General features: G+C 62.5%; 19 protein-coding genes. 9 read left to right on the top strand and 10 right to left on the bottom strand.

What is annotated here, in order from left to right; genetic code table 11:
- Together LQ215_RS25805 and xopAW are read left to right on the top strand one after the other, a co-directional pair.
- On the top strand, positions 1-873 hold an 873-nt coding region (locus tag LQ215_RS25805; RefSeq protein WP_230153185.1), incomplete at its 5' end, for a sensor histidine kinase.
- A 221-nt stretch (positions 874-1,094) separates the two neighbouring features.
- Positions 1,095-1,721 (top strand): XopAW family type III secretion system calcium-binding effector, encoded by a 627-nt coding sequence (xopAW, locus tag LQ215_RS25800; protein ID WP_230153184.1) that lies wholly within the window; start codon positions 1,095-1,097, stop codon positions 1,719-1,721.
- Positions 1,722-1,919: 198 nt separating this feature from the next.
- Here xopAW and LQ215_RS25795 read toward each other — a convergent pair whose 3' ends face one another.
- The 4 genes from LQ215_RS25795 to LQ215_RS25780 all read right to left on the bottom strand — a co-directional run bounded on the left by LQ215_RS25795 (position 1,920) and on the right by LQ215_RS25780 (position 5,612).
- Positions 1,920-2,957 carry an AI-2E family transporter gene (locus LQ215_RS25795; RefSeq protein ID WP_230153183.1) on the bottom strand — a complete coding sequence of 346 codons (1,038 nt, stop codon included), beginning with the start codon at positions 2,955-2,957 and terminating at the stop codon, positions 1,920-1,922.
- A 64-nt stretch (positions 2,958-3,021) separates the two neighbouring features.
- Positions 3,022-3,840, bottom strand: coding sequence for a DUF4892 domain-containing protein (locus LQ215_RS25790; RefSeq protein WP_230153182.1), 819 nt, complete (start codon positions 3,838-3,840; stop codon positions 3,022-3,024).
- Between the two features lie 129 nt (positions 3,841-3,969).
- The gene (locus tag LQ215_RS25785; RefSeq protein WP_230153181.1) at positions 3,970-4,821 is read right to left on the bottom strand and encodes an alpha/beta hydrolase; all 852 of its coding nucleotides are present in this window, start codon (positions 4,819-4,821) and stop codon (positions 3,970-3,972) included.
- Positions 4,818-5,612 (bottom strand): alpha/beta fold hydrolase, encoded by a 795-nt coding sequence (locus tag LQ215_RS25780; protein WP_230153180.1) that lies wholly within the window; start codon positions 5,610-5,612, stop codon positions 4,818-4,820. The genes LQ215_RS25785 and LQ215_RS25780 overlap by 4 nt, the downstream gene beginning before the upstream one ends.
- A 200-nt stretch (positions 5,613-5,812) precedes the next feature.
- Between LQ215_RS25780 and LQ215_RS25775 the strand changes: the two genes are divergently transcribed.
- Positions 5,813-8,839: an RHS repeat-associated core domain-containing protein gene (locus tag LQ215_RS25775; protein ID WP_230153178.1), complete on the top strand. Its 3,027-nt coding sequence runs from the start codon at positions 5,813-5,815 to the stop codon at positions 8,837-8,839.
- Positions 8,840-8,857: 18 nt separating this feature from the next.
- Here the strand turns inward: LQ215_RS25775 and LQ215_RS25770 are convergent, their stop codons facing one another.
- From LQ215_RS25770 to LQ215_RS25755, 4 genes are read right to left on the bottom strand one after another with little or no spacing between them, the layout of a single operon-like run.
- Positions 8,858-9,301, bottom strand: coding sequence for a hotdog fold thioesterase (locus LQ215_RS25770; RefSeq protein WP_003204388.1), 444 nt, complete (start codon positions 9,299-9,301; stop codon positions 8,858-8,860).
- 53 nt (positions 9,302-9,354) lie between these two features.
- Positions 9,355-9,807 (bottom strand): phosphohistidine phosphatase SixA, encoded by a 453-nt coding sequence (gene sixA, locus LQ215_RS25765; RefSeq protein WP_230153177.1) that lies wholly within the window; start codon positions 9,805-9,807, stop codon positions 9,355-9,357.
- Positions 9,804-10,151: a DUF4389 domain-containing protein gene (locus LQ215_RS25760; RefSeq protein WP_003204392.1), complete on the bottom strand. Its 348-nt coding sequence runs from the start codon at positions 10,149-10,151 to the stop codon at positions 9,804-9,806. The genes sixA and LQ215_RS25760 overlap by 4 nt, the downstream gene beginning before the upstream one ends.
- A 27-nt stretch (positions 10,152-10,178) precedes the next feature.
- Positions 10,179-11,204 carry an NAD(P)H-dependent glycerol-3-phosphate dehydrogenase gene (locus LQ215_RS25755; RefSeq protein ID WP_230153176.1) on the bottom strand — a complete coding sequence of 342 codons (1,026 nt, stop codon included), beginning with the start codon at positions 11,202-11,204 and terminating at the stop codon, positions 10,179-10,181.
- Between the two features lie 197 nt (positions 11,205-11,401).
- Here LQ215_RS25755 and LQ215_RS25750 point away from each other — a divergent pair, with 197 nt between their 5' ends.
- The 5 genes from LQ215_RS25750 to fabB all read left to right on the top strand — a co-directional run bounded on the left by LQ215_RS25750 (position 11,402) and on the right by fabB (position 18,352).
- Positions 11,402-13,525 (top strand): TonB-dependent receptor plug domain-containing protein, encoded by a 2,124-nt coding sequence (locus LQ215_RS25750; protein ID WP_230153175.1) that lies wholly within the window; start codon positions 11,402-11,404, stop codon positions 13,523-13,525.
- On the top strand, positions 13,526-14,458 hold the full coding sequence (locus tag LQ215_RS25745) for an ABC transporter substrate-binding protein (RefSeq protein ID WP_230153174.1): 933 nt from the start codon (positions 13,526-13,528) through the stop codon (positions 14,456-14,458).
- Entirely contained in the window at positions 14,455-16,356 is a 1,902-nt protein-coding gene (locus LQ215_RS25740; protein WP_230153173.1) for an ATP-binding protein, read from the top strand. The genes LQ215_RS25745 and LQ215_RS25740 overlap by 4 nt, the downstream gene beginning before the upstream one ends.
- Before the next feature lie 248 nt (positions 16,357-16,604).
- Positions 16,605-17,120: a 3-hydroxyacyl-[acyl-carrier-protein] dehydratase FabA gene (gene fabA / locus LQ215_RS25735; RefSeq protein WP_003204400.1), complete on the top strand. Its 516-nt coding sequence runs from the start codon at positions 16,605-16,607 to the stop codon at positions 17,118-17,120.
- An 11-nt stretch (positions 17,121-17,131) separates the two neighbouring features.
- On the top strand, positions 17,132-18,352 hold the full coding sequence (gene fabB / locus LQ215_RS25730; RefSeq protein WP_230153172.1) for a beta-ketoacyl-ACP synthase I: 1,221 nt from the start codon (positions 17,132-17,134) through the stop codon (positions 18,350-18,352).
- 199 nt (positions 18,353-18,551) lie between these two features.
- On the opposite strand, the gene LQ215_RS25725 is transcribed toward fabB, so the two are convergent.
- Together LQ215_RS25725 and LQ215_RS25720 are read right to left on the bottom strand one after the other, a co-directional pair.
- The gene (locus LQ215_RS25725; protein ID WP_018610122.1) at positions 18,552-19,016 is read right to left on the bottom strand and encodes a DUF3859 domain-containing protein; all 465 of its coding nucleotides are present in this window, start codon (positions 19,014-19,016) and stop codon (positions 18,552-18,554) included.
- Positions 19,017-19,291: 275 nt separating this feature from the next.
- A complete protein-coding gene (locus tag LQ215_RS25720) occupies positions 19,292-20,302 on the bottom strand; it encodes an amidohydrolase family protein (RefSeq protein WP_436839598.1) in 1,011 nt (336 codons plus the stop codon).
- 126 nt (positions 20,303-20,428) lie between these two features.
- Between LQ215_RS25720 and LQ215_RS25715 the strand changes: the two genes are divergently transcribed.
- Positions 20,429-21,289, top strand: a complete 861-nt coding sequence (locus LQ215_RS25715) for a pirin family protein (RefSeq protein ID WP_230153171.1) — start codon at positions 20,429-20,431, stop codon at positions 21,287-21,289.
- Positions 21,290-21,378: the final 89 nt, after the last annotated feature.

Below are 21,378 nucleotides of genomic sequence, written 5' to 3'. Positions count from 1 at the left end.
CCCCCCAACCGCCCTCCGCGGCCCTGGTTCGGCGGCCCGGTGGTGCCGCTGACCTTTCAATTCGTGTTCCTGATCGTCGCGGCCTGGTACGGCGCCAAGCTCCTGACCCGACCCATCCAGCGCCTGAGCGATGCGGCCGAGCGCCTGAGCGAAAACCTCGACAGCCCGCCACTGGATGAAAACGGCCCCCGTGAGGCGCGACAGGCGGCCCATACGTTCAACCTGATGCAGCAACGGATTCGCGAGCAGGTGCAGCAGCGTTCGCGCATGCTCGGCGCGGTGTCCCATGACCTGCGCACGCCGCTTTCGCGGCTCAAGCTGCGCCTGGAGCAGATCGATGACATCAAGCTGCAAAGCCAGATGCGCCAGGACCTGGACGACATGATCGGCATGCTCGATGCCACCCTCACCTACTTGCACGAACAGCGCACCAGTGAAGCGCTGCAATGGATGGACGTGCAGGCCTTGGTGGAATCGCTGAGCGAGAACGCCCAGGACCAGGGCGCCGATGTGCAGGTCAGCGGCACCTGCGCGCCGCTGCAGGTGCAACCGATGGCGTTGCGTTCGTGCCTCAATAACCTCATCGACAATGCCCTGCGCTACGCCGGTCATGCCTTGATTAGCCTGGAAGACCAACATAAGCAGGTGCTGATTCGAGTCATCGACCATGGTCCCGGTATTGCGGCGGACAAACGCGAGGCGGTGTTCGAACCGTTCTTTCGCCTGGAAGGTTCGCGCAACCGCAACTCCGGCGGCGTCGGCCTGGGCATGACCATCGCCCGGGAAGCCACCGAGCGCCTCGGCGGGCAATTGACCCTGGAAGAGACGCCAGGGGGTGGGTTGACGGCGATGATCAGCCTGCCTCGTCTCTAAGCCCTCTTATCTCCCCTGTGGGAGCGAGCTTGCTCGCGATGGCGGTGTATCAGTCCATCTTGATGTGCCTGACAGGCTGCTATCGCGAGCAAGCTCGCTCCCACAGGGGCGAACGCTGTGTATTTCTCTCGGTACAAACTCTACACACCCACGACAACTCCCCCGCCGAGGCTGCATAAGCCGGTGCACTCACCGGCTATCCCAGCCCAAGGAGAGCGCCCATGATTGGTAGCGTCAGCAGTTACTCGACCTATACCAGCACCAGCAGTACCGCCACCAGCAGTGCCCGCAGCCAGCAGTTTCAAAAGGAACTACTAGGCAAGCTCGACAGTGACGGCGACGGTTCGGTCAATCAGCAAGAGTTGAGCAGCGCCCTGTCGCAAAAAAGCGACGATGGCATCCTGGTCAGCCTGAGCGACAATTTTGGCGACCTGGACAGTGACGGCAGCGGTGACTTGAGCAGCGAGGAAATGGCCGCAATGGCGCCGCCACCTCCGCCGCCACCACCGCAACACGCGTCCAGCGAAGAGCTGTTCAGCCAACTCGACGCCGATGGCGACGCCACCGTCACCGCCAGCGAACTGAGCAGCGCCTTGCAGGCCAGCAACGGTACGTCCACGAGCACCGACAGCAGCGCAATGCTGATGGAAGCACTCGACAGCGACAGCAGCGGTGGCGTCAGCAGCGACGAATTCAACAACGCCTTGCAGGCCGGTCGCCGCAGCGACAGCTCCACCGAACAGGCCAATGTCAGCGAAGCGTTGAACAGAATGATCGCCAACCTCAGCCGGCAATACTCGCTGGATAACGTCGCCACTGTAGGGAAACACCTGAACGTGGCGACCTGATTCACCGGGGCAGCACCTGTAGGAGCTGCCGAAGGCTGCGATCTTTTGATCTTTTGATCTTTCGCTTGAAATTCAGGTGTTAGGGGAAAGATCGCAGCCTCGTTGCACTCGACAGCTCCTACACAGCTCCTACACAGTACACAGCTCCTACGCCCCAGCGGGAGCAAGTGTTCGGGCAACAGGTGCTCGGCATTCAAGCTACCGCGCCTGGCTTTTGCTCCAGTCCGTCAACAGGCTGTACGCCACCGCCAGCAGGGTCGGGCCGATGAACAGGCCGATGAAACCGAAGGCGATCAACCCGCCGAACACCCCCAGCAGCACGATGACCAAGGGCAGGTTTCCACCACGGCTGATCAGGTACGGCTTGAGCACGTTGTCCACGCCACTGATGATGAACGTGCCCCAGATGCCAAGAAACACCGCCATCCCGTACTCACCCTTCCACGCCAGCCACGCCGTGGCAGGGATCCACACCAGCGGTGGCCCCATGGGGATCAGGCTCAACAGGAACGTGACGATACCCAGTACCAGCGCCCCCGGTACCCCGGCGATCAGGAAGCCGATCAGCGCCAGCACGGCCTGGGCCGCGGCGGTGCCAATCACGCCGTTGACCACCCGCTGCACCGTACCGGCCACCAGCTCGATGTAGTAACCGGCACGGTCGCCGATCAGACGCTCCAGCAACCCGTGGACGAACACCGCCAGGCGCGGGCCGTCGCGATAGAAAAAGAACACGAACACGATACTCAGGGTCAGCTCGAGAATGCCGCCGCCAATCTGCGCACTGCGGGCCAGCAGCCAGTTGCCGACCTGTCCCAGGTAGGGCCTGGCGGACACCATCAGCGCGGCCCCCTGCTGGTCGATGCTGTTCCAGATGCCGACCAACCGTTCCCCCACCAGCGGTACGCCGGCCAACCAGGTCGGGGCTTCGGGCAAGCCGTCGACCTGTGCGTCCTTGATGAATGCGGTGGCATCGCGCACATGGTCGGCCAGGTTGAAACCCAGCCACACCAGCGGCACCGCCACCAGCAGCATCCAACCCACCGTCAGCAACGCCGCCGCCAGGGATTCGCGGCCATTGACCCAACGGGTCAGCAGGCGCATCAGCGGCCAGCTGGCGAACGCCAGCACCGCGCCCCAGAACAGCGCCGACCAGAACGGCGCCATGACCCAGAGGCTTGCGCCGAACAACACCAGGAGCAGGATCTGCACCAACAGCCGATCGTTATTGAGCATGTAGGGTCTCGAAAAAATGAACAGGTGCGAGGCAACGGCGCGAAACCCGCTGCCCCGAGACAGCTTAGCGCAGCAACTCCAGGTGCAGGCCCGCCGCCTCGCCGCTGGCAGCCTCCATGCGCGCCGCCCGGACACCCTGGCCCGCCAGTGCCTCAAGCCAATCCTCGGCCCGGGGCCCGGCGATACTGACCCGCAGGCCCGTGTCCAGGTTCAGCGCCCGGGACAACAGGCGCAACCAGGTGTCGTCCGGCTCACCGGCAAGACGCGGCAAGTCCAGGACCCCCGTGTCCTTGAGCTGGCGCAGCAGCGTGGCCGACGTCGGCAGCAAGTCCCCCAGCGGAGCGTTCGCCTCGAACTGCTCGACATGCAGGTAGGCCTTGCGATTGCCGCGGGTGATGGCATACAGCGCAATCAGTGTGTTGTCCGTCGGGGGCGCCAGGCGCAGCAGCAAAAAAGCCTGGCCGTTGTCGGCGCCATAGAGCTTGGCGTTGCCGAAGACATCGTTGGCCCACAGGCTGCTTTCGCCGCAATCGCGGGCCTGGCACCAGAACAACAGCTCGGCGCCCTGTTTCTGCAAGGCTTCGCGCGCTGCGGTAAAGGCCTGGGTGGCGGAATGCTCCGGCGGCAGTTCGTAGGTGACCGACGTGACGTTCCCACGGGCATCGACCTGGCCGTCGAAGCGCAGTTGGCCGCTGATCTTGCGGATCGAGCCCATGGGGTAGACGCGTTCCAGGTCGCTGGTTTGCCGGTAGTCGACAATCTGCGCATCGGGCATGCGCGGCACGAGATCCAGGTCGCGACTGCCCGGCACATCGGCGGCGAACGACGCCGGGCTGAGGCAGGCCAGCACCAGCAGGACGAGTGATTGAACGGATAATTTCATCGGATCGGCTTGGCCTGGGACGCTTGGACGCAACGGGCATCATCGATGCACCGCGAGGCTGGCAAACAGAGGTCTGTCATGGTTGTCTCCCTTTCAACCCGCCCAGCCTCGACAGTTGCCCGCCGCAAGTCAAGGAACGGTGAAGAACCGATTGAAACAGTCTGCTACAAGCGTGGCACCGACTTCGTCGTTCAGGTGCAGATGATGGCCCCCGGGCAACTGCTCATGACTGAAGGGTAGACGCTCCAGCAGCTCCGGGTGTTGGGCCAGCATGCCGTCGGCCGCCACCACCAGATGCGCCGGACAAGCGACCCGCGCGACGAACGCCATGGCCTGTTCATCGGTCAGGCGCAAAGGCGATGGCAAGGTCAGGCGGTTGTCGGTGCGCCAGGTATAGCCCCCGGGCACCGGCATCAGGCCGCGCTGGGCCAGCAGTTCGGCGGCCTCGCGACTGACCGCCACCAGCCCCTTCATCCGTGCTTCGATGGCCCGCTCCAGGGTTTTGTAGACCGGCTTGCGTTTCTGCTGCAGGTCCAACTGGGCTTGCAGGGCCATGCCCATGCGCTCGGCCGCGTTATCGCCTTTGGCTGTAGGAGGAATCACCCCGTCGATCAACCCCAGGTGCGTCACCCGCTCCGGCAGGGCGCCGGCCAGCACCAGCGAGACAATGGCACCCATGGAATGCCCCAACAGGGCGAAACGCTTCAAGCCCAGTTGTTCGGCGACTTGCAGCACATCATGGGCATAGTCCCAGAGGGCATAACCGGCACCGGGCGGCCGATGCCCGGAGTGACCGTGGCCGGCCATGTCCAGGGCAATCACCCGCAGGCCCTCGAGCCTGGGCGCCAGGCGGGCGAAGCTATTAGCGTTGTCCAGCCAACCGTGCAGGGCAATCACCGGCAACCCGTCTTCCGGCCCGAACAGGTGGGCCGCCAGTTCGATGTGCGGCAGGCTAAGGCGGACTTCCTCGACCACACTCATGCGCTGCGCCCTTCCCAACGCTGGAACAGGTTCTTGAGCAGGTTGGCCGTGTCCTGTGGACGTTCGAGGGGGAACATATGGCCGCCGGGCATGCTCAGGGATTCGCCATGGAGCATGCGCCCCACCGAACGAGTGTGATGACGCATCACCACGCGACTCTGCCGACCACGCACCACGGCCAGCGGCACCTTGAGCTTGCGGGGCCGCCCGGGGCTGGTGTGCGGCACGCCGCGGTAAATGCTGATTTCGGTGGCTGGGTCGAAGCGCAGTCGCAGCCGGTCACCGACTTGTTGCAGGCCGTGTTGCAGGTAGGCGTCGAAGCAATCCGGGTCAAAGCTGCGGAACAGGGTCTTGCCGGCGAAATACTGCCGGGCGCACGCCAGGTCAGCGAACTCCTCACGCCGCCCCAGGGTCCGGCCCGCTGGCGTCAGGCGGTCGATGAAGCCCAGGCGCTTGGCGGCCAGGATCACCCACTGGTCGGTACGGGTCAGCACCGGCGAATCGAGCATGACCACGCCGCGATACAGTTCGGGGCGGCGCAACGCCGCGTGCAGGTGCAGCACGCCGCCCAGGGAGTGGCCAACGCCCCACACCGGCGCCGGTTGCTGCTCCAGATGATGAATCAGCTCGTCCACCAGGTTGTGCCAATTATCGTCCACCGGAAAACGCGGGTCATGGCCGTGCAACTCCAGATGCGCGACCTGGTACTGCGGCGCCAGCGCGGCGAACAGCTTGCCGTAGGTGGCCGAGGGAAAACCGTTGGCGTGGGCGAAAAAAACCTGTTGCGACATGACAGCCGATCCATTGGGGGAACTGGGGCCGATTGTCCGCAGAACCCGACGGCACGGCAATGACCGTAACTGACAGGAATGATGACAGCATTGCGGCATCGATTGTCTACTCGCCTTAAGCACCTGTCAGACCTTACAGTTGACGCCAGTATCGCCTTGGCAATAACTAGAGCAGTTACGACATTTTCAAGGGGACTGGCATGCATGCCAAGACACCGGCCGTTTCCGTGACAGATTCACGAGGATTGGGCATCGCCTCGGTGTCTTACTTTCGTAATAACCCAAACGCAAAACCCGAGGGCCGAATTCATCGCCAACGCTATGATGTCGCCGGGCGCCCGACACTCAGCTACGACCCCCGCCTGTTCAAGTTGCTGGAGACAGAGCCAGACGCCCGGCCCAACCTGAGAACCGTCTTCAGCCTCACCGGTGCGACGCTCTTCACCGACAGCGTCGATGCGGGCACTCGCCTGGCATTGTTAGGCGTAGCCGGTCAGCAGTTCATTGGCTGGGACAGCCTGCAGACTCAGGTGCAAACCGAATACGACGCGCTGTTGCGGCCCATCAGAACCATCGAGCAGGCTCAAGGCTTGCCTGCCAGAAACAGCGCGTTCTACGCCTACGCAGAAGACACTCCTGAATCAGCCTCCCGCAATCAATGTGGCCGGTTGATCCGCCACGATGATGAGGCCGGCACCGTCCTGTTCAAGGCCTATGCATTGACGGGCGGAGTCCTTTCGCAAACCCGACATTTTCTCCAGGACTTGATCGAACCGGACTGGCCTGCCGATGAAGCTGAGCGGGATCTTTTGAACGAGACCGGCAACGGCGCTACCACCCGAGTCACGTATAACGCCGTGGGCACCGCGATCCTGCAAGAAGATGCGCGCAACAACGTTCAGTATTCGGATCTGGATACCGCCGGCCAGCTGCGGCAAGTTCGCTTGAAACTCGCGGGGCAAACCCACGACACATCGCTGCTGAACGACATTCGCTACGACGCGAATGGCAACATCGAGCGGCAAACCGCTGGCAACGGCGTGGTCAGCGAAGCGCTGTATGACCCACGGGACGGTCGCCTGACGAGCGTCAAGGCCGGGCTTGCCGGCCAGCCACCGTTGCAGAACCTGGCCTATGGTTATGATCGTGTCGGCAATATCCTCAGCATCAGGGACACGACGCTGAGCACCCGTTTCTTTCGTAACCAGAAGATCGAGCCGGTCCAGTCGTACGTCTACGACAGCTTGTACCAACTGATCGAGGCAGAAGGCTGGCAACGGATCGGTAGCCAAAACGGCCCTCAAGAACCGGTTTTTGTTTCGCCTGCCGATCCGGGACAGTTGGAAAACTACCGGCAGGCCTACAGCTACGACGAGGGCGGCAATCTCACCCTGCTCGTCCACACCGCCGCCAGCCACGGTTGGACACAACGAACGGCGATTTCCAAATACAGCAATCGCGGGCTGGCGCAGAAAGCCGACGGCAGCTTGCCTGACGAGAATGAAATCGGCGCTGGATTCGACGCCAACGGCAACAGAAAACAATTGCTGGCGGGCCAGGATTTGACCTGGAGTCCGAGCAACCGCCTGCGCCTGGTCGAACAAGTGGTGCGTGAGAATGCTCCTAATGACAACGAAATCTATGTCTACGACGGGGCCGGCCAGCGCAAGCGCAAAATTCGCGTTGCCCACAACGCAGCACGTTCATATACGCACGAGGTGCGCTATTTGCCGGGCCTGGAAATCCGCACATCACCTACCGAGAAGGTCCACGTCATTTCGGTGCAAGCGGGACGCTGCGCCGTACAAGTCTTGCACTGGGAGGCAGGAGGCCCCGATATCGATCAGCATCGCTACAACCTGACGAATCATCTGGGCTCCAGCACGTTGGAGCTCGATGACCACGCCAACCTGATCAGTGAGGAAATGTATTACCCCTACGGAGGCACGTCGTGGTGGGCTGGCCCGGACAAAGTGCAAGCGAGCTACAAAACCCGGCGCTACTCCGGCCAGGAGCGTGATGCCACTGGGTTGTATTACTACGGGCAACGTTATTACGCGCCTTGGCTGGAGCGCTGGATATGCGCCGACCCGGCAGGCACCGCCGACGGTCTGAACCTGTTTGCCATGGTGCATGGCAACCCTGTCCGGTTTGTCGATGTTCAAGGCCTCTGGAAATTCGAAGCCGCCGGCGCGACAGGTGCTCGAGAGTTAGCTAGCGCTTTGGTTGCGTCGGTTGCGCAAGTCGCAGTCACAACGGCCGTCTCGGCGATTCTGGCGCCTTCGAACATTGCATTGACGGCTGTCGGCGCCACTGTGGGTTTGGCTTCAGGCGCCGTCGGCGGATACGCAGCGGCCAACCGAGCTCAGTCCAGTTTGTCTGTCCATGACCCTTCCAACATGGGGCCTCTGCTCGCGAAAATTGGCGGCGCGGCTGTTGGTGCCGCTTTAGGGGCTGCGCCGTCTTTGGTTGGGCTCCTCGATCCTACGGGCAATAAAGCGGCCGCCGCTCAAATAGGTAACCTGGTCGGAACGCTGTTTCGAGAAATGTCAGCCCAATATCTCGCAAATGCTGGTTCAAGTAATCCCTCGGTCGGCTTCGCGGCTCCCGCGACGATAGCCGGCAGCGTGGGTGTTGTAGGTGGGTCCGGAGCATTGATCGGATATGCCGGTGCAGCGGCGTTCGGGAGTGAGTCGGTGGGTAACGCCTTGCAGTCAGTGGTCGGGGCACCCGTGGCAACAAGTGTCGGATTGGCGGGCGCGTCAGTAGTAAGGGAATTGGCGGGCACGCCAACCAAAACGTCCAATGGTAAAAAACCTGCTTTTAATCCGGCCAAGGGAGTGATTGGCGCCAGCAGCCGGCACTTCTTTGCCTCCATGGGACAATTGGCCAATCAAGCTGTAGCTCAGATACCCGGGTACAGCGCACTCGACCCAACCGCACGAGCCGCTGTATCACGGGCTGTCAGTAACGCTATTGGTGAATTACGCTCCACTTTTGTGACTGCTACCACGCCCGGCTTGAGCGCAGAGCTTGATCAAACAACCTGGGACATTGAAAGCGGCGTAGCTGGGACAGGTATTTCAGCGGAAGCAGTGCCCACCTCGATCGAGATGAGCACCATTTCGACGATCACCCCCACGGTTTATTACGTGAGTGAGACACACGGACGGCGTTACTCGCGATCTCAATTGAATACGCGAACACCGCACATAACGCACATGTAAACGCGACACTGAGCGTCATCACCGCGCCGGCGGCTGCTCTCCCAATGGCACCACCGCCATGGTCAGGCGCGACACGCAGTTGACCTTGCCCTCGTCATTGACCAGGCGTATGTCCCAGACTTGGGTGGTGCGGCCCAGGTGGACCATCCGGGCCGTGGCGGTCACCCGACCGCTGCGCACACCGCGCAGGTGGTTGGCGTTGATCTCCAGGCCCACGCAATAGAACTTGCTGGCATCGACACAGAGATAGGCCGCCATGGACCCGACCGTTTCGGCCAGTACCACCGAAGCACCACCATGCAGCAGGCCGAACGGCTGGTGGGTGCGATGATCGACCACCATGCTGGCGGTCAGCGATTCGTCGTCGAACGACTCGAAACGAATGTCCAGCACTTCGCTGATGGTGTTTTTACCGGCGGCGTTCAGTTGTTCGATGTTGGGGGTGGTGCGCCACAGACTCATCGTTGCCCTTCCTGTGTGATTATTGTTTTTGCCCAGTCCTGCAATCGATCTGCTCAGGGATGCTTGATCCCTTTGAGCTTCATTACCCCGGCCAGCGGCATGTCGCCTTCCAGCTCGGCCAGGCCGGCGGTTTGCACTTGCTCGGGTTGTTGCAGGTGGCCGTGCTGCAGAAAGCCCAGCAGGCTGCCCACCAAGGGGTTATGACTGACCAGCAGCACATTGTCCTGGTCCTCCAGATGCCTCAGGACCTCGACCGGCCGGGTGTCCGGCGTGAGCCAGTTCACCGTGATCGGCTCAGGCTGAAAACCCAGCGCTTCGCGCACCAGTTGTGCGGTCTGCTGGGCGCGCAGATAAGGACTGGCGTAAATGGCGGTCAGGGGCTGGCCGATCAATTGCGCGGCACTGCGCAACACTTCCTCGCGACCGTGAGCCGTCAGGGCCCGCTCCGGATCGGGACGAACCCCATGGGGCTCGGCTTCACCATGACGTAACACCCACAACTTCATAGCTTCGGCTCCTCGTCCCGGGCGGGATGCGGGGCCGGCGCCACGGTGTGAGGTGCTTCACCTTCGGGCGTGCGCGGGGTCGGCCAGTCGGCGAACGGCCAGGGTTTCTGGTCGCTGTGAAAGGTGCCGAAACGACCAATCTGGGCCAGGAACTGGCTCAGGCTGTCGCCGAAATTCATCAGGCTGGCGCTGGGTGCGCCGTAGATCAGCCGATAGATCAACTGCACCAGCACCACGGCGCCAAGGATGAATTGCGCCACCTGCCAGACCAGCAGGTAAATCACCATCCACAGCACACGCAGCAGGATGGATTCGTATTGGGGTTGCCCTTGTGGATCGTTCATGGCTCGCTCCTGCTTGCGGTCAATGGTTCAGTTGAAACCGCTGGTGGAAATGAAATCGACGTCGGTCTTCGGTTCGCCGCGCATCAACAGCTCGATCACCTGTTCAAGCGTGCGCCCTTCGAACAGGATCGCGTGCAGCCCGGCGACCAGTGGCATGTACACCCCCGCCTCCTGGGACTTGGCCTTGAGCACCTTGAGGGTATTGACCCCTTCGGCCACTTCACCCAGGCGCGACACGGCCTCGTCGAGACTCAAGCCTTGGCCGAGGGCGAAGCCGACCTGGTAGTTGCGGCTCTTGGGCGAGGAACAGGTGACGATCAGGTCGCCGACGCCGGCCAACCCCAGGAAGGTCATTGGATTGGCGCCCTGGCTGACGGCAAAGCGGGTCATTTCCGCCAGCGCGCGGGTGATCAGCATGCTTTTGGTGTTCTCGCCCATGCCCAGCGCCACCGCCATGCCGGCGATGATGGCATAGACGTTTTTCAACGCCCCGCCCAGCTCCACACCGAAACGGTCGGCACTGGCGTAGACCCGAAAGGTGCGGCCATGCAGTGCCGCCTGGACCCGCTGGCAGAGTTCTTCATCTTCGCTGGCGACCACGGTGGCGGTCAGCGCGTGCTCGGCGATCTCCCGTGCCAGGTTCGGCCCGGAAATCACCCCGATCCGCGCCTTGGGCGCGATTTCCTCGAGAATCTCGCTCATCAACTTGAAGGTCTTGGCTTCGATGCCCTTGGTCAGGCTCACCAACAGCTTGCCGCTCAAGCGTTCTGCGTAGGGCGCCAGCACCGAACGCAAGGCACTGGACGGCAAGGCGACGAAGAACAGGTCGCTGCCCTCCAGGGTTGCCTGCAAGTCAGTCACCGGTTCCACTTCCGGGCGGATCTTGATGCCCTTGAGGTAACGCGGGTTCTCGCGGTTGACCCGGATGGCCTCGGCCTGCTCCGGGTCACGCATCCACAGGTGCACCGGGTGACCATTCTCGGCCAGCAGGTTAGCCACGGCGGTGCCGAAACTCCCGCCCCCCAGGACCGCAATCGGGCGCTGTTCAGTCATATGCAATCCGTTCATCCATACCAAGTGGCAATGCGGGGCATTATACGGAGCGGCCAGAGCGCGACCAGCCCCGGCAACAATTACCACCAGCTGTAGGAGCTGACATCAATTCCTAGGAAAATGCTGTCAACGCGAATGGAAAAGTCGTTCAGCTCGGTTAACATGCCCGCCATCCACTCCTTCTCAAAGGCTGTGCCGTGTTCGTTGGCCCTTCCCGTCCAGGTTCGTCTCTGCTATTGGCACTGATCATCAGCCCGCCAGTGCTGGGCGACGACCTGTTCGTGGACAGCCAGTCCATGCCCCAGGTGCTGACGGCCACGCGCCTCAAGCAATCTCCCGCGGCAGTGCCTGGCAGCATGACCGTGCTCGACAGCGAATTGATCAAGGCCAGCGGCGCCCGGGATATCAGCGAACTGCTGCGCCTAGTGCCGGGCATGATGGTCGGCAACATCAGCGGTAACCAGGCTGCCGTTAACTACCATGGCACCAACGCCAGCGAAGCCCGCCGCATGCAAGTACTGATCGACGGCCGCTCGGTGTACCGCGCCGGCCTGGCCACGGTGGACTGGAGCGACATTCCGGTGGCCATGGAAGACATCGAGCGGATCGAAGTCTTTCGCGGCCCCAACACCGTCAGCTACGGCGCCAACGCGCTGATGGCGGTGGTCAACATCATCACCCGAGCCCCAGCCGACAGCCACGGCACCCGGCTGAAAATCACCCGTGGCCAGCGCGGCGTCAGCGACTGGTACGCCAGCCAGGGCAGCGGTTGGGACGGCGGTGACCTGCGGCTGTCGCTGTCCGGCCAGGAAGACGATGGCTTTGACAGCAACCGCAACGGCGCCGATTACCGCGACAGCCGCCGCCTGAACCGCTTCAACCTGTCCGTCAGCCAGACGCTGGACGAGCAGCAAAGTATCGATTGGCAATTGAACGCCAAGGACGGGACCAATCAGCGGCCCTACACCTACCGTCCCGTGTTTGCCGGGATTACCGCCGCTGGCGACAATTCTGACGTCATCGCCAAGGATTACGCCGGTTCGCTGCGCTGGAACCTGGACCTGGACCCCAACCACAGTCTTTATGTACAGGGCTCGATCCAGCACTGGGATCGCCAGCAGACCTGGCGCGCCTGTGATGCCGAAGTGTCCTTCAGCCCACAACTGACCGACCTGTGGCAGCTCAACCCCAACTATGCCGAGCAGCTGGCGCGCAATATCCCCCGTTACACCAGCAGCGGCGCGCCAGCCGGCACGCCGCAGGAACAGGCACTGGCCAATCAAGTGCTCGCCCAGTGGCGCAACGGCGCCTCGCAAACCCTGTGCGGCGATATCGACCAGAGCGCCCGGGAATCACGCTATGACCTGGAGATCCAAGACACCCTGAGCCTGTCCGACAGCCTGCGACTGGTCACCGGCGGCAACTATCGGTACGACCGGGCCAACTCGCAGACGTACTTCAACGGCACCCTGGACGACACCACCTGGCGCCTGTTCGGCCAGCTCGAATGGCGGGCCACCGAGCATTGGCTACTGCAAGGCGGCGCGATGTTCGAAGACACCCGCCTGACCGGCAGCTCGCTGACCCCACGGGTCGCGGTCAACTACCTGATCACCCCGCGCCACGGCCTGCGGGCGGTGTACTCCGAAGCCATACGCTCCCCGGACATGTTCGAGAACAACGTCAACTGGAGCTATCAGGTCACCAAACTGCAACCTGCCGCCTTCGGCCAGAGCAGTGCCCGTTACTTCGTCCGGACCCGCGGCCCGGGCAACCTGGAGCAAGAGCACATGCGCTCCCGGGAACTGGGCTACAACGGTCATTTCGTGGACCTGGGGCTGGCGGTCGATGTGAAACTGTTCCATGACGAAATCACCGACATGATCAGCGAACCGTTGCGCAACAATCAGTACATCGCCAGCAACGGCAACGAATCGCAATTCTCCGGGGCTGAAACCCAGTTCGACTGGCGCGTGACCAGCACCGACCGCTTGCGCCTGACCTATGCCTATGTCGACGCCCAGGCCAGCAACCCCCTCGACGAACAGCTGACCGCTCGCAACAGCGGTTCGGCCGGCTGGCTACGGAACTGGGGCCAAGGCTGGAACAGTGCGCTGTTCTATTACGCCGCCGACGCCCTCAATGGCTATCGCTACGAACGGGTAGACACCCGCCTCGCCCGGCGCATTCCCCTGGGCAAGGCCAGCCTGGAACTGGCGGGAGTCCTGCAGCAGCGCCTGGACAACCAGCCCACCACCTTTATCGACAACCGCTACGACGCCCGCCATGCCGTGTACTTCAGCGCGGAGTTGTCTTTCTAGATGGTCCGACGCCCGCCCCGCAAGACGCCCTCTCATGGCCGCCTGACGCTAGCCCTCTGCCTGGTGTTTGCCGGTTGGCTGGCGACCCTCCAGGCCCGGGCGGCCGAGATCTTGCTGACCGGCGCCGAGGACAGCCCCGGCGTGCAATCTTTCACCCAGGCCCTGAAGGCCCTGCGCCCCGAAGACAGTGTGCGCTTTACGCCGCTGGCCAACCTGCCGGCGCCGGACAAGTTGCCGGGCAATGTCCGCCTGATCCTGCTTGACCTGCCCGGCCTCGACTGGCGCCTGCAAGACACCCGGGGGCCAGCCACCCTGGTGCTGCGCATCAGCCGCCAGCAAGCCCGCGATCGCCTGGGCGAGGCAACGCCTGCGCACCTGAGCCTGCTGTGGAGCGATCCACCGATGGCGCGGCAATTGCAACTGATCCGCGCCATCCTGCCGCAAGTAAGACGGGTCGGCGTGCTTTATGACGCCCACAGCGAATTCCTGCTCAAGGACATTCAACGGGCCGCGGCACCGCTGGGCCTGACCATCGTCAGCGAACGCTGGGACGACACCAACGACAGCCGTCCCCTGCAGAGCCTGCTGGGCCAGAGCGACGTGCTGCTGGGTCTCGATGACCCCGACTTGTACAACCCCAAGACCGTGAAGAACCTGTTGCTCAGCAGCTACGCCCGGCAACGTGCCCTGATCGGGCCCAGCGCCGCATTCGTCAAGGCCGGCAGCCTGGCCAGCACCTACAGCGACCAACAAGACTGGCTGGCGATTCTCGACGAGTTGCTCGACCGCCCCGCCACCAGCTGGCCGCGCACGCTGTATCCGGACCGTTTCAAGGTCCTGGGCAACCGGCAGGTCTCCCGCTCACTGGGGATCGAACCGATTGACGCCGAATCCGTCGCGGCAACGCTGGCCGAAGGAGAACACCGCCCATGACCTTGCGTCGCCGTTGGGACATCAACACCCGAACCCAGCTCATCGCCCTCGGCCCGGCGCTGCTGCTGACCGTGCTGCTGATCAGTTTCTTTACCTTCGTGCGGATCCAGGACCTGCGCCAGGAACTCAATCACACCGGGCAACTGATCGCCAACCAACTGGCCCCCGCAACGGAATACGGGGTGATTTCCGGCAACAACGAAGTACTGGAAAGCCTGCTCACCGCCACCCTGGCGACCCCACACGTGCGCTTTCTGGAGGTCCAGGACAGCACCGACAAGGTCCTGGTGTACGTCGAGCAACCCGAGCAAACCCGCCGCCATGCGCAGCAGGTCGAAGTCTTCCAGGCCCCGGTGCGCCTGCAGCGCATCGCCCTGAACAATGATTTCCTGCAGGGCAACAGCCCCTCCGTGGAAGCCTTCGGCGAAGATTACCTGGGCCGCGTGATCGTCGGCATGTCCAGTGACGCCTTCAGTCAGCGGCAGCAGGAAATCCTGTTCAAGGCCGCGATCCTGGCGCTGTTCGCCCTGCTGTTCACCTTCCTGGTGGCGCGCCGGCTGGCGACCAACCTGTCCCGGCCGATCCGCGACATCGGCAACGCGGTCAAGGCCATCCAGCAAGGCGACTACAGCACCCCGCTGCCCATCGTCGATGACGCCGAACTGGGGGCCTTGTCGCGGCACATCAACAACCTGGCCGAAGGTTTGGCGCAAGCCAGCCGCGAGCAGCACCAGGCCATGGCGCAGTTGATCAAGACCCGTGAAGAAGCGGAAAAAGCCAACAGCGCCAAGTCCGAGTTCCTGGCGATGATGAGTCATGAACTGCGTACGCCCATGAACGGCGTACTGGGCATGCTGCAACTGTTGGAAACGACCCGCATGACCGACGAGCAGCACGAGTACACGGCGCTGGCGTCGGAGTCCACCGAACACCTGCTCAAGGTGATCAACGACATCCTCGATTTCTCGCGCATCGAACGCTCGGCCCTGGAGCTGGAACACATCCCGTTCAACCTGGCCGAGCTGGTGAGCAGCTGCGCGCAGTCGTTCCAGCACAGCGCCGCACAACGCAAGCTGGGCCTGGACCTGCTGGTCCCGGACGACATGCAGGCCTTGCAGGTCCAGGGCGATCCGACGCGGATACGGCAGATTCTGGTCAACCTGATCGGCAATGCACTGAAATTCACCGAGCAAGGCCGTGTCACCGTGCAATGCCAGTGGCAGACCCTGGACCACGAACTGCTGTGGTTCACCTGCACAGTGCGCGACAGTGGCATCGGAATCCCTGCCGAGAGCCTGGAGCGCATGTTCGACGCCTTCCAGCAGGCCGACAATTCGATCTCCCGGCGCTACGGCGGTACCGGCCTGGGCCTGCCGATCGCCCGTACCCTGGCCGAGCGCATGGGCGGGACGCTGCGGGCCCAGAGCGAAGAAGGCCAGGGTTCGGTGTTCACCCTTGAAATCCCCTTGGCCCTGTCGCGCCAGACGCCAGCGATCCTGGCGCCGCGCCTGCCCTCCGGCAGCGGCGATGGCGCAGGCCGCAACGTGTTGCTGGTGGAAGACAATCCGGTCAACCAGACGGTGGTCGAAGCCATGCTGCGCAGCCTGGGCTTCACCGTCAGCATCGCCACCGATGGCGCCCAAGCCGTACGCAGCGCCGAAAGCCTGATTTTCGACGCGATCCTCATGGATTGCCGATTGCCCATCATCGATGGCTACGAAGCCACGCGGCAGATCCGTCAGTTGCCGGGTTGCGCCGAGGTGCCGATCATCGCCCTGACGGCCAACGCCTTGCAGGGCGACCGCGAAGCCTGCCTCGAAGCGGGCATGAACGATTACCTGGCCAAGCCGTTCAAAAGGAACGAGCTGCAGCAGATTCTGCAGCGCTGGGTGAACTAGAACAGGTCACTGGACCATCTGTGACTGGCGTGAAAGGCGAAAGTGCGGCAGTCTTAGGCACCCGAACAAGCCTCGATTGGGGCTTGAATAAAAATTTCAGTGCACAGGTGTACATTCATTTCCCGTGTGCTGTGACTTTCACTACAACGCAATAGTCTATGAGTAGGCTGTCGACTCGAGGCATGAACGCTTCGATCGGCCGGGAAGATTTGCCCCACCCTGCCGCATGGGACTATTGAGGAGCTCGCATGACCAAACAAAACGCCTTTACCCGGGAAGATCTGCTGCGCTGCAGTCGCGGTGAGCTGTTCGGCCCAGGTAACGCGCAACTGCCCGCCCCGAACATGCTGATGGTGGATCGCATCACCCATATCAGCGAAGAGGGTGGCAAGTACGGCAAAGGTGAATTGGTCGCCGAGCTGGATATCACTCCGGACCTGTGGTTCTTCGCCTGCCATTTCGAAGGTGATCCGGTGATGCCGGGCTGCCTGGGCCTGGACGCCATGTGGCAACTGGTCGGCTTCTTCCTCGGCTGGCAAGGCCTGCCGGGTCGCGGTCGCGCCCTGGGTTCGGGCGAAGTGAAGTTCTTTGGTCAGGTCCTCCCGACCGCCAAGAAAATCACCTATAACATTCATATCAAACGCGTCCTCAAGGGCAAGCTGAACATGGCCATTGCCGATGGTTCGGTTGCCGTGGATGGTCGCGAGATCTACACCGCCGAAGGCCTCCGGGTCGGCGTTTTTACCTCCACTGACAACTTCTAAGGGTTATCCGCATGCGCCGCGTCGTTATCACTGGTCTGGGCATCGTTTCGTGCCTGGGCAATGACAAAGAGACCGTCTCCGCTAACCTGCGTGCAAGTCGCCCTGGCATCCGGTTCAACCCGGAATATGCCGAAATGGGTCTGCGTAGCCAGGTTTCCGGCTCCATTGACCTTCCCCTCGAAGAGCTGATCGATCGCAAGATCTACCGTTTCGTCGGCCACGCGGCGGCTTACGCCTACCTGGCCATGAAGGACGCCATCGCTGATTCCGGGCTGACCGAAGAGCAGGTTTCCAACCCGCGCACCGGCCTGATCGCCGGTTCCGGTGGTGCCTCCACCTTGAACCAGATGGAAGCGCTGGACATCCTGCGCGAAAAAGGCGTCAAGCGCGTTGGCCCATACCGCGTCACGCGGACCATGAGCAGCACGGTTTCCGCCTGCCTGGCCACGCCATTCAAGATCAAGGGCCTGAACTACTCCATCGCCTCTGCCTGCGCCACCAGTGCCCACTGCATTGGCAACGCCATGGAACAGATCCAGATGGGCAAGCAGGACGTCGTGTTCGCTGGCGGCGGTGAAGAAGAACATTGGAGCCAATCGTTCCTGTTCGACGCCATGGGCGCCCTGTCCAGCAAGCGCAACGACACGCCGGAAAAAGCGTCCCGCGCCTACGATGCCGACCGTGACGGTTTCGTCATCGCCGGCGGCGGCGGCATGGTGGTGGTCGAGGAGCTGGAACACGCCCTGGCCCGTGGCGCCAAGATCTACGCGGAAATCGTCGGCTACGGCGCTACTTCCGACGGCTACGACATGGTCGCCCCAAGTGGCGAAGGCGCCATCCGTTGCATGCAGATGGCCATGTCCACCGTTGATGCACCGATCGACTACCTGAACACCCACGGCACCTCGACTCCGGTCGGCGACGTCGCGGAAATGAAAGGTGTGCGCGAAGTGTTCGGCGACAAGGCCCCGGCCATCAGCTCCACCAAGAGCCTGTCGGGTCACTCCCTGGGCGCCGCCGGCGTTCACGAAGCGATTTACTGCATGCTGATGATGGAAGGCAACTTCATGGCCGGCTCCGCCAACATCGACGAGCTGGACCCAGAAGTGGCCGACCTGCCAATCCTGCTCAAGACTCGCGAGAACGCCACCATCAATACCGTGATGAGCAACAGCTTCGGCTTCGGCGGCACCAACGCCACCCTGGTACTGAAGCGCTGGCAGGGCAAGTAAGCCCCGCCGTTACGCCACACACAAAAACGCCCCGACTGGTTCGGGGCGTTTTTTTTTGCCTGGCGAATATGCCTGGGTTCCTTGTGGGAGCGAGCTTGCTCGCGATGGCTGCGGCACATTCAACATTGATGCAAGCTGATCCACCGCTATCGCGAGCAAGCTCGCTCCCACACAAGCTCGCCCCACAGCGTTCCCTCAATCAGCGCACGACGAACCGCTGCTGTGTCAACAGCCGATCACCCTGGAACACCATGAACCGCCACTCCCCCGGCACCACTTCGTGGCTTTCGGTGAATTCGTAGGCCATGACATCCTGGGGCGCGCCGGGTACCAGTTTCTGGATGACCTCGAACTTGTCGTGGCGCACGCCATCGGGGGTGCGAATGCCGGGGGTGAAGTACAACAGGGTCAACGGCTGGTCATCCGCAACCTTGCCGGCCAACTGGTAGCGCATGCCGAACTTGGTGCCCAGCTTCGCCGGCACGCTCTCGGTCTGGCGGATCTGCTCGTTGCTGCGCCGCAGGACTCGCTCTCCCGATTGCAGCTCGGCTTGCGGCCCTTCGAAAACACCGTACTCCACCGGGCCTTCGACACGAACTTCGGCCTGTGCCAGGCCGCAGGTCAACAACAGCGCCACCAGTGCGCTTGAACGGGTGAGGTGCATAGTGCGCTCCTTGATTGAGATGAGCGCGAGGGTATGACGCGGGAGTGACAGGCTGATGACAAAGCGATGTAGGCCATGCCAGCTATAGCTTGAGGATAGGGTTGACCTGTGGCGAGGGAGCTTGCTCCCGCTCGACTCTGTAGGAGCTGGCGAAGCCTGCGATCTTTTGATCTTTCGCTTCAGGCTCAATTGGCATCGAAAAGATCGCAGCCTCGCTCCGCTCGACAGCTCCTACAGGCCCAGCGGGAGCAAGCTCCCTCGCCACAAAAGCGGACTTAGCGGGCCACTGAGCGCGGCAACACCGCCAAAAAGTTATCCCGCGCCACCTTCCGCGCCACGTCTTGCGGCAAGGCATCGAGGAACGGATCGAAGCTGCGCAGCTCCTGGCCCAACTTGTTGAACCGCCCGACGACATCCGAGCCCACCATGAAGCGCTCAGGAAAGCGTTTCACCAGCGTTACCCATTCATCCCGGGGCTTGCCCGCCTCGTCCAGCAAGTACGGCGTGAGCACGCTCCAGGACAGGTCTATGTACAGGTTGGGGTAGGCCTCGAGCATGCGGGTCAGGGTCGGCAACAGAAAATCCAAGCGGGTCTGGTGGCGATGGATTTCCATACTGGTACCGGCATGGGCCCAGATGAAGCGCGTGTGCGGGTGATTGCGCAACGGCTCCTCGATTTCTGCCAGGTACAGCGGATTTTTCTCACGCTTGGAAGTGATGTTGGAATGCAGCATCACCGGCAAGTCATTCTCGGCCGCCAAGTGATAGATCCGCGTCATGGCTTCATTGTTGGCCCGCGGGGTGTCGCCCGAGGTCAGCGCCGTCAGGTCGTCGTGGCGGGTGAAGACCTCGCCGATGCCTTGCCACAAACCCGGGTAGAGATCGAGCATGCGCTGGATATGGGCGGCGGAGTTCTTGTCGTTGGGGTTGAAACCCGACAGGAATGGATGAAAGTGTCGGCGCTGCTCGTCGGTCAGTTTGCTCACCGCCGCGGCGACAATCACGTCGGTGGCGCTGTACCAATAGGCATCCGCGTCGTCACCGGCGTAATAGCGCGGACGCTTGGGCTCGTCCTCATGCCATTTCTTGGCCACCGGCACACCGGAAATCATCACATGCTCGATGCGGTTGTCCGCCATCGCCTGGAGCAACTTGGGCATGCCGGCAGTTTCCTGAAAGAAATCGACGTAATGCAGGTGCGCATCGCTGTAGGCATATTCGCGACCCACGGCGCCGCCGCTGCAAACAACCAGTAGCCAGGCGCAGATCAAACGGGTCAGGGGCACGGGCAATCTCCAGAAGCCTTGAACAGAGTAGACCCCAACCGTCCCGCCTGGGTTCAAGGCGTGTCTGCCGCGTCTGCTGGCGACGGGTTATGCTTCGTGCAACCGTTGTTCAACCTGGAAGACAACATGACCACTCCCCTGACCGTTCGCCCCCGCGCCGAAGATGTCGAAGGCCAGCCGATTCTTCGCCCGCTGCCGTCCGCCAAATGCCGCAGCGTCGGGCCTTTCGTGTTCTTCGATCACATGCTGCAAACCACCTACCCGGCCGGCAAAGGCATGAACATCCGCCAGCATCCGCATATCGGCCTGTCCACCCTCACCTACCTGTTCGAAGGAAAACTCCAGCACAAGGACAGCCTCGGTTCCGATCAGGTAGTGGACGCCGGGGATGTCAGTTGGATGACCGCCGGCAGCGCCATCGCCCATGTCGAGCGCACTCCCGAGTCCTTGCTGGGCAGCGCGTTCGTCATGCACGGGCTGCAAGTCTGGCTGGCCTCGCCCAAGGCCCACGAACAGGGCCCCGGACACTACAGCCATCACCCGGCCCACAGCCTGCCGGTCAGCGCGAACCTGGGGGTCAGCATCCGCATGATCGCCGGGTCAGGCTTTTGCCTGGAATCGCCAGTGCCGGTGCTGTCGCCGACGCTTTACGCCGAGTTGAAGCTGCAAACCGCGACGACCTTGCTGATTCCTACCGAGCATGCGGAGCGAGCCCTGTATGTGTTGAGCGGTGAGGCGTTGCTGGACGGCGAGCCGGTGCAAGCTCACTCCTTGGTGATCTTGCCGACAGGGGAAGAAATGACGCTGTTTGCCGACAGCGACTGCCACGCCGTGCTATTCGGCGGTGCGCCTCTGGACGGGCCGCGACGGATCAACTGGAACTTCGTTTCCAGCGACCCGGCCCGGATCGATGAAGCCCGCCGGCGCTGGGCGGCTGGGGACTGGCCGACGGTGCCGGGGGAAAGCGAGCGGATCGAGTTGCCCTAGATTGGAGGCCATTGAACCTGTGGGAGCCGAGCTTGCTCGCGATAGCGGTGTGTCAGTCGGTATTAATGCTGATTGATACACCGCTATCG

This window comes from Pseudomonas brassicacearum, from assembly GCF_918698105.1.
Taxonomy (GTDB): Bacteria; Pseudomonadota; Gammaproteobacteria; order Pseudomonadales; family Pseudomonadaceae; genus Aquipseudomonas; species Aquipseudomonas brassicacearum_F.
Note: the sequence above shows the minus strand (reverse complement) of the source record. Positions and strands in the feature narration are given on the sequence as shown.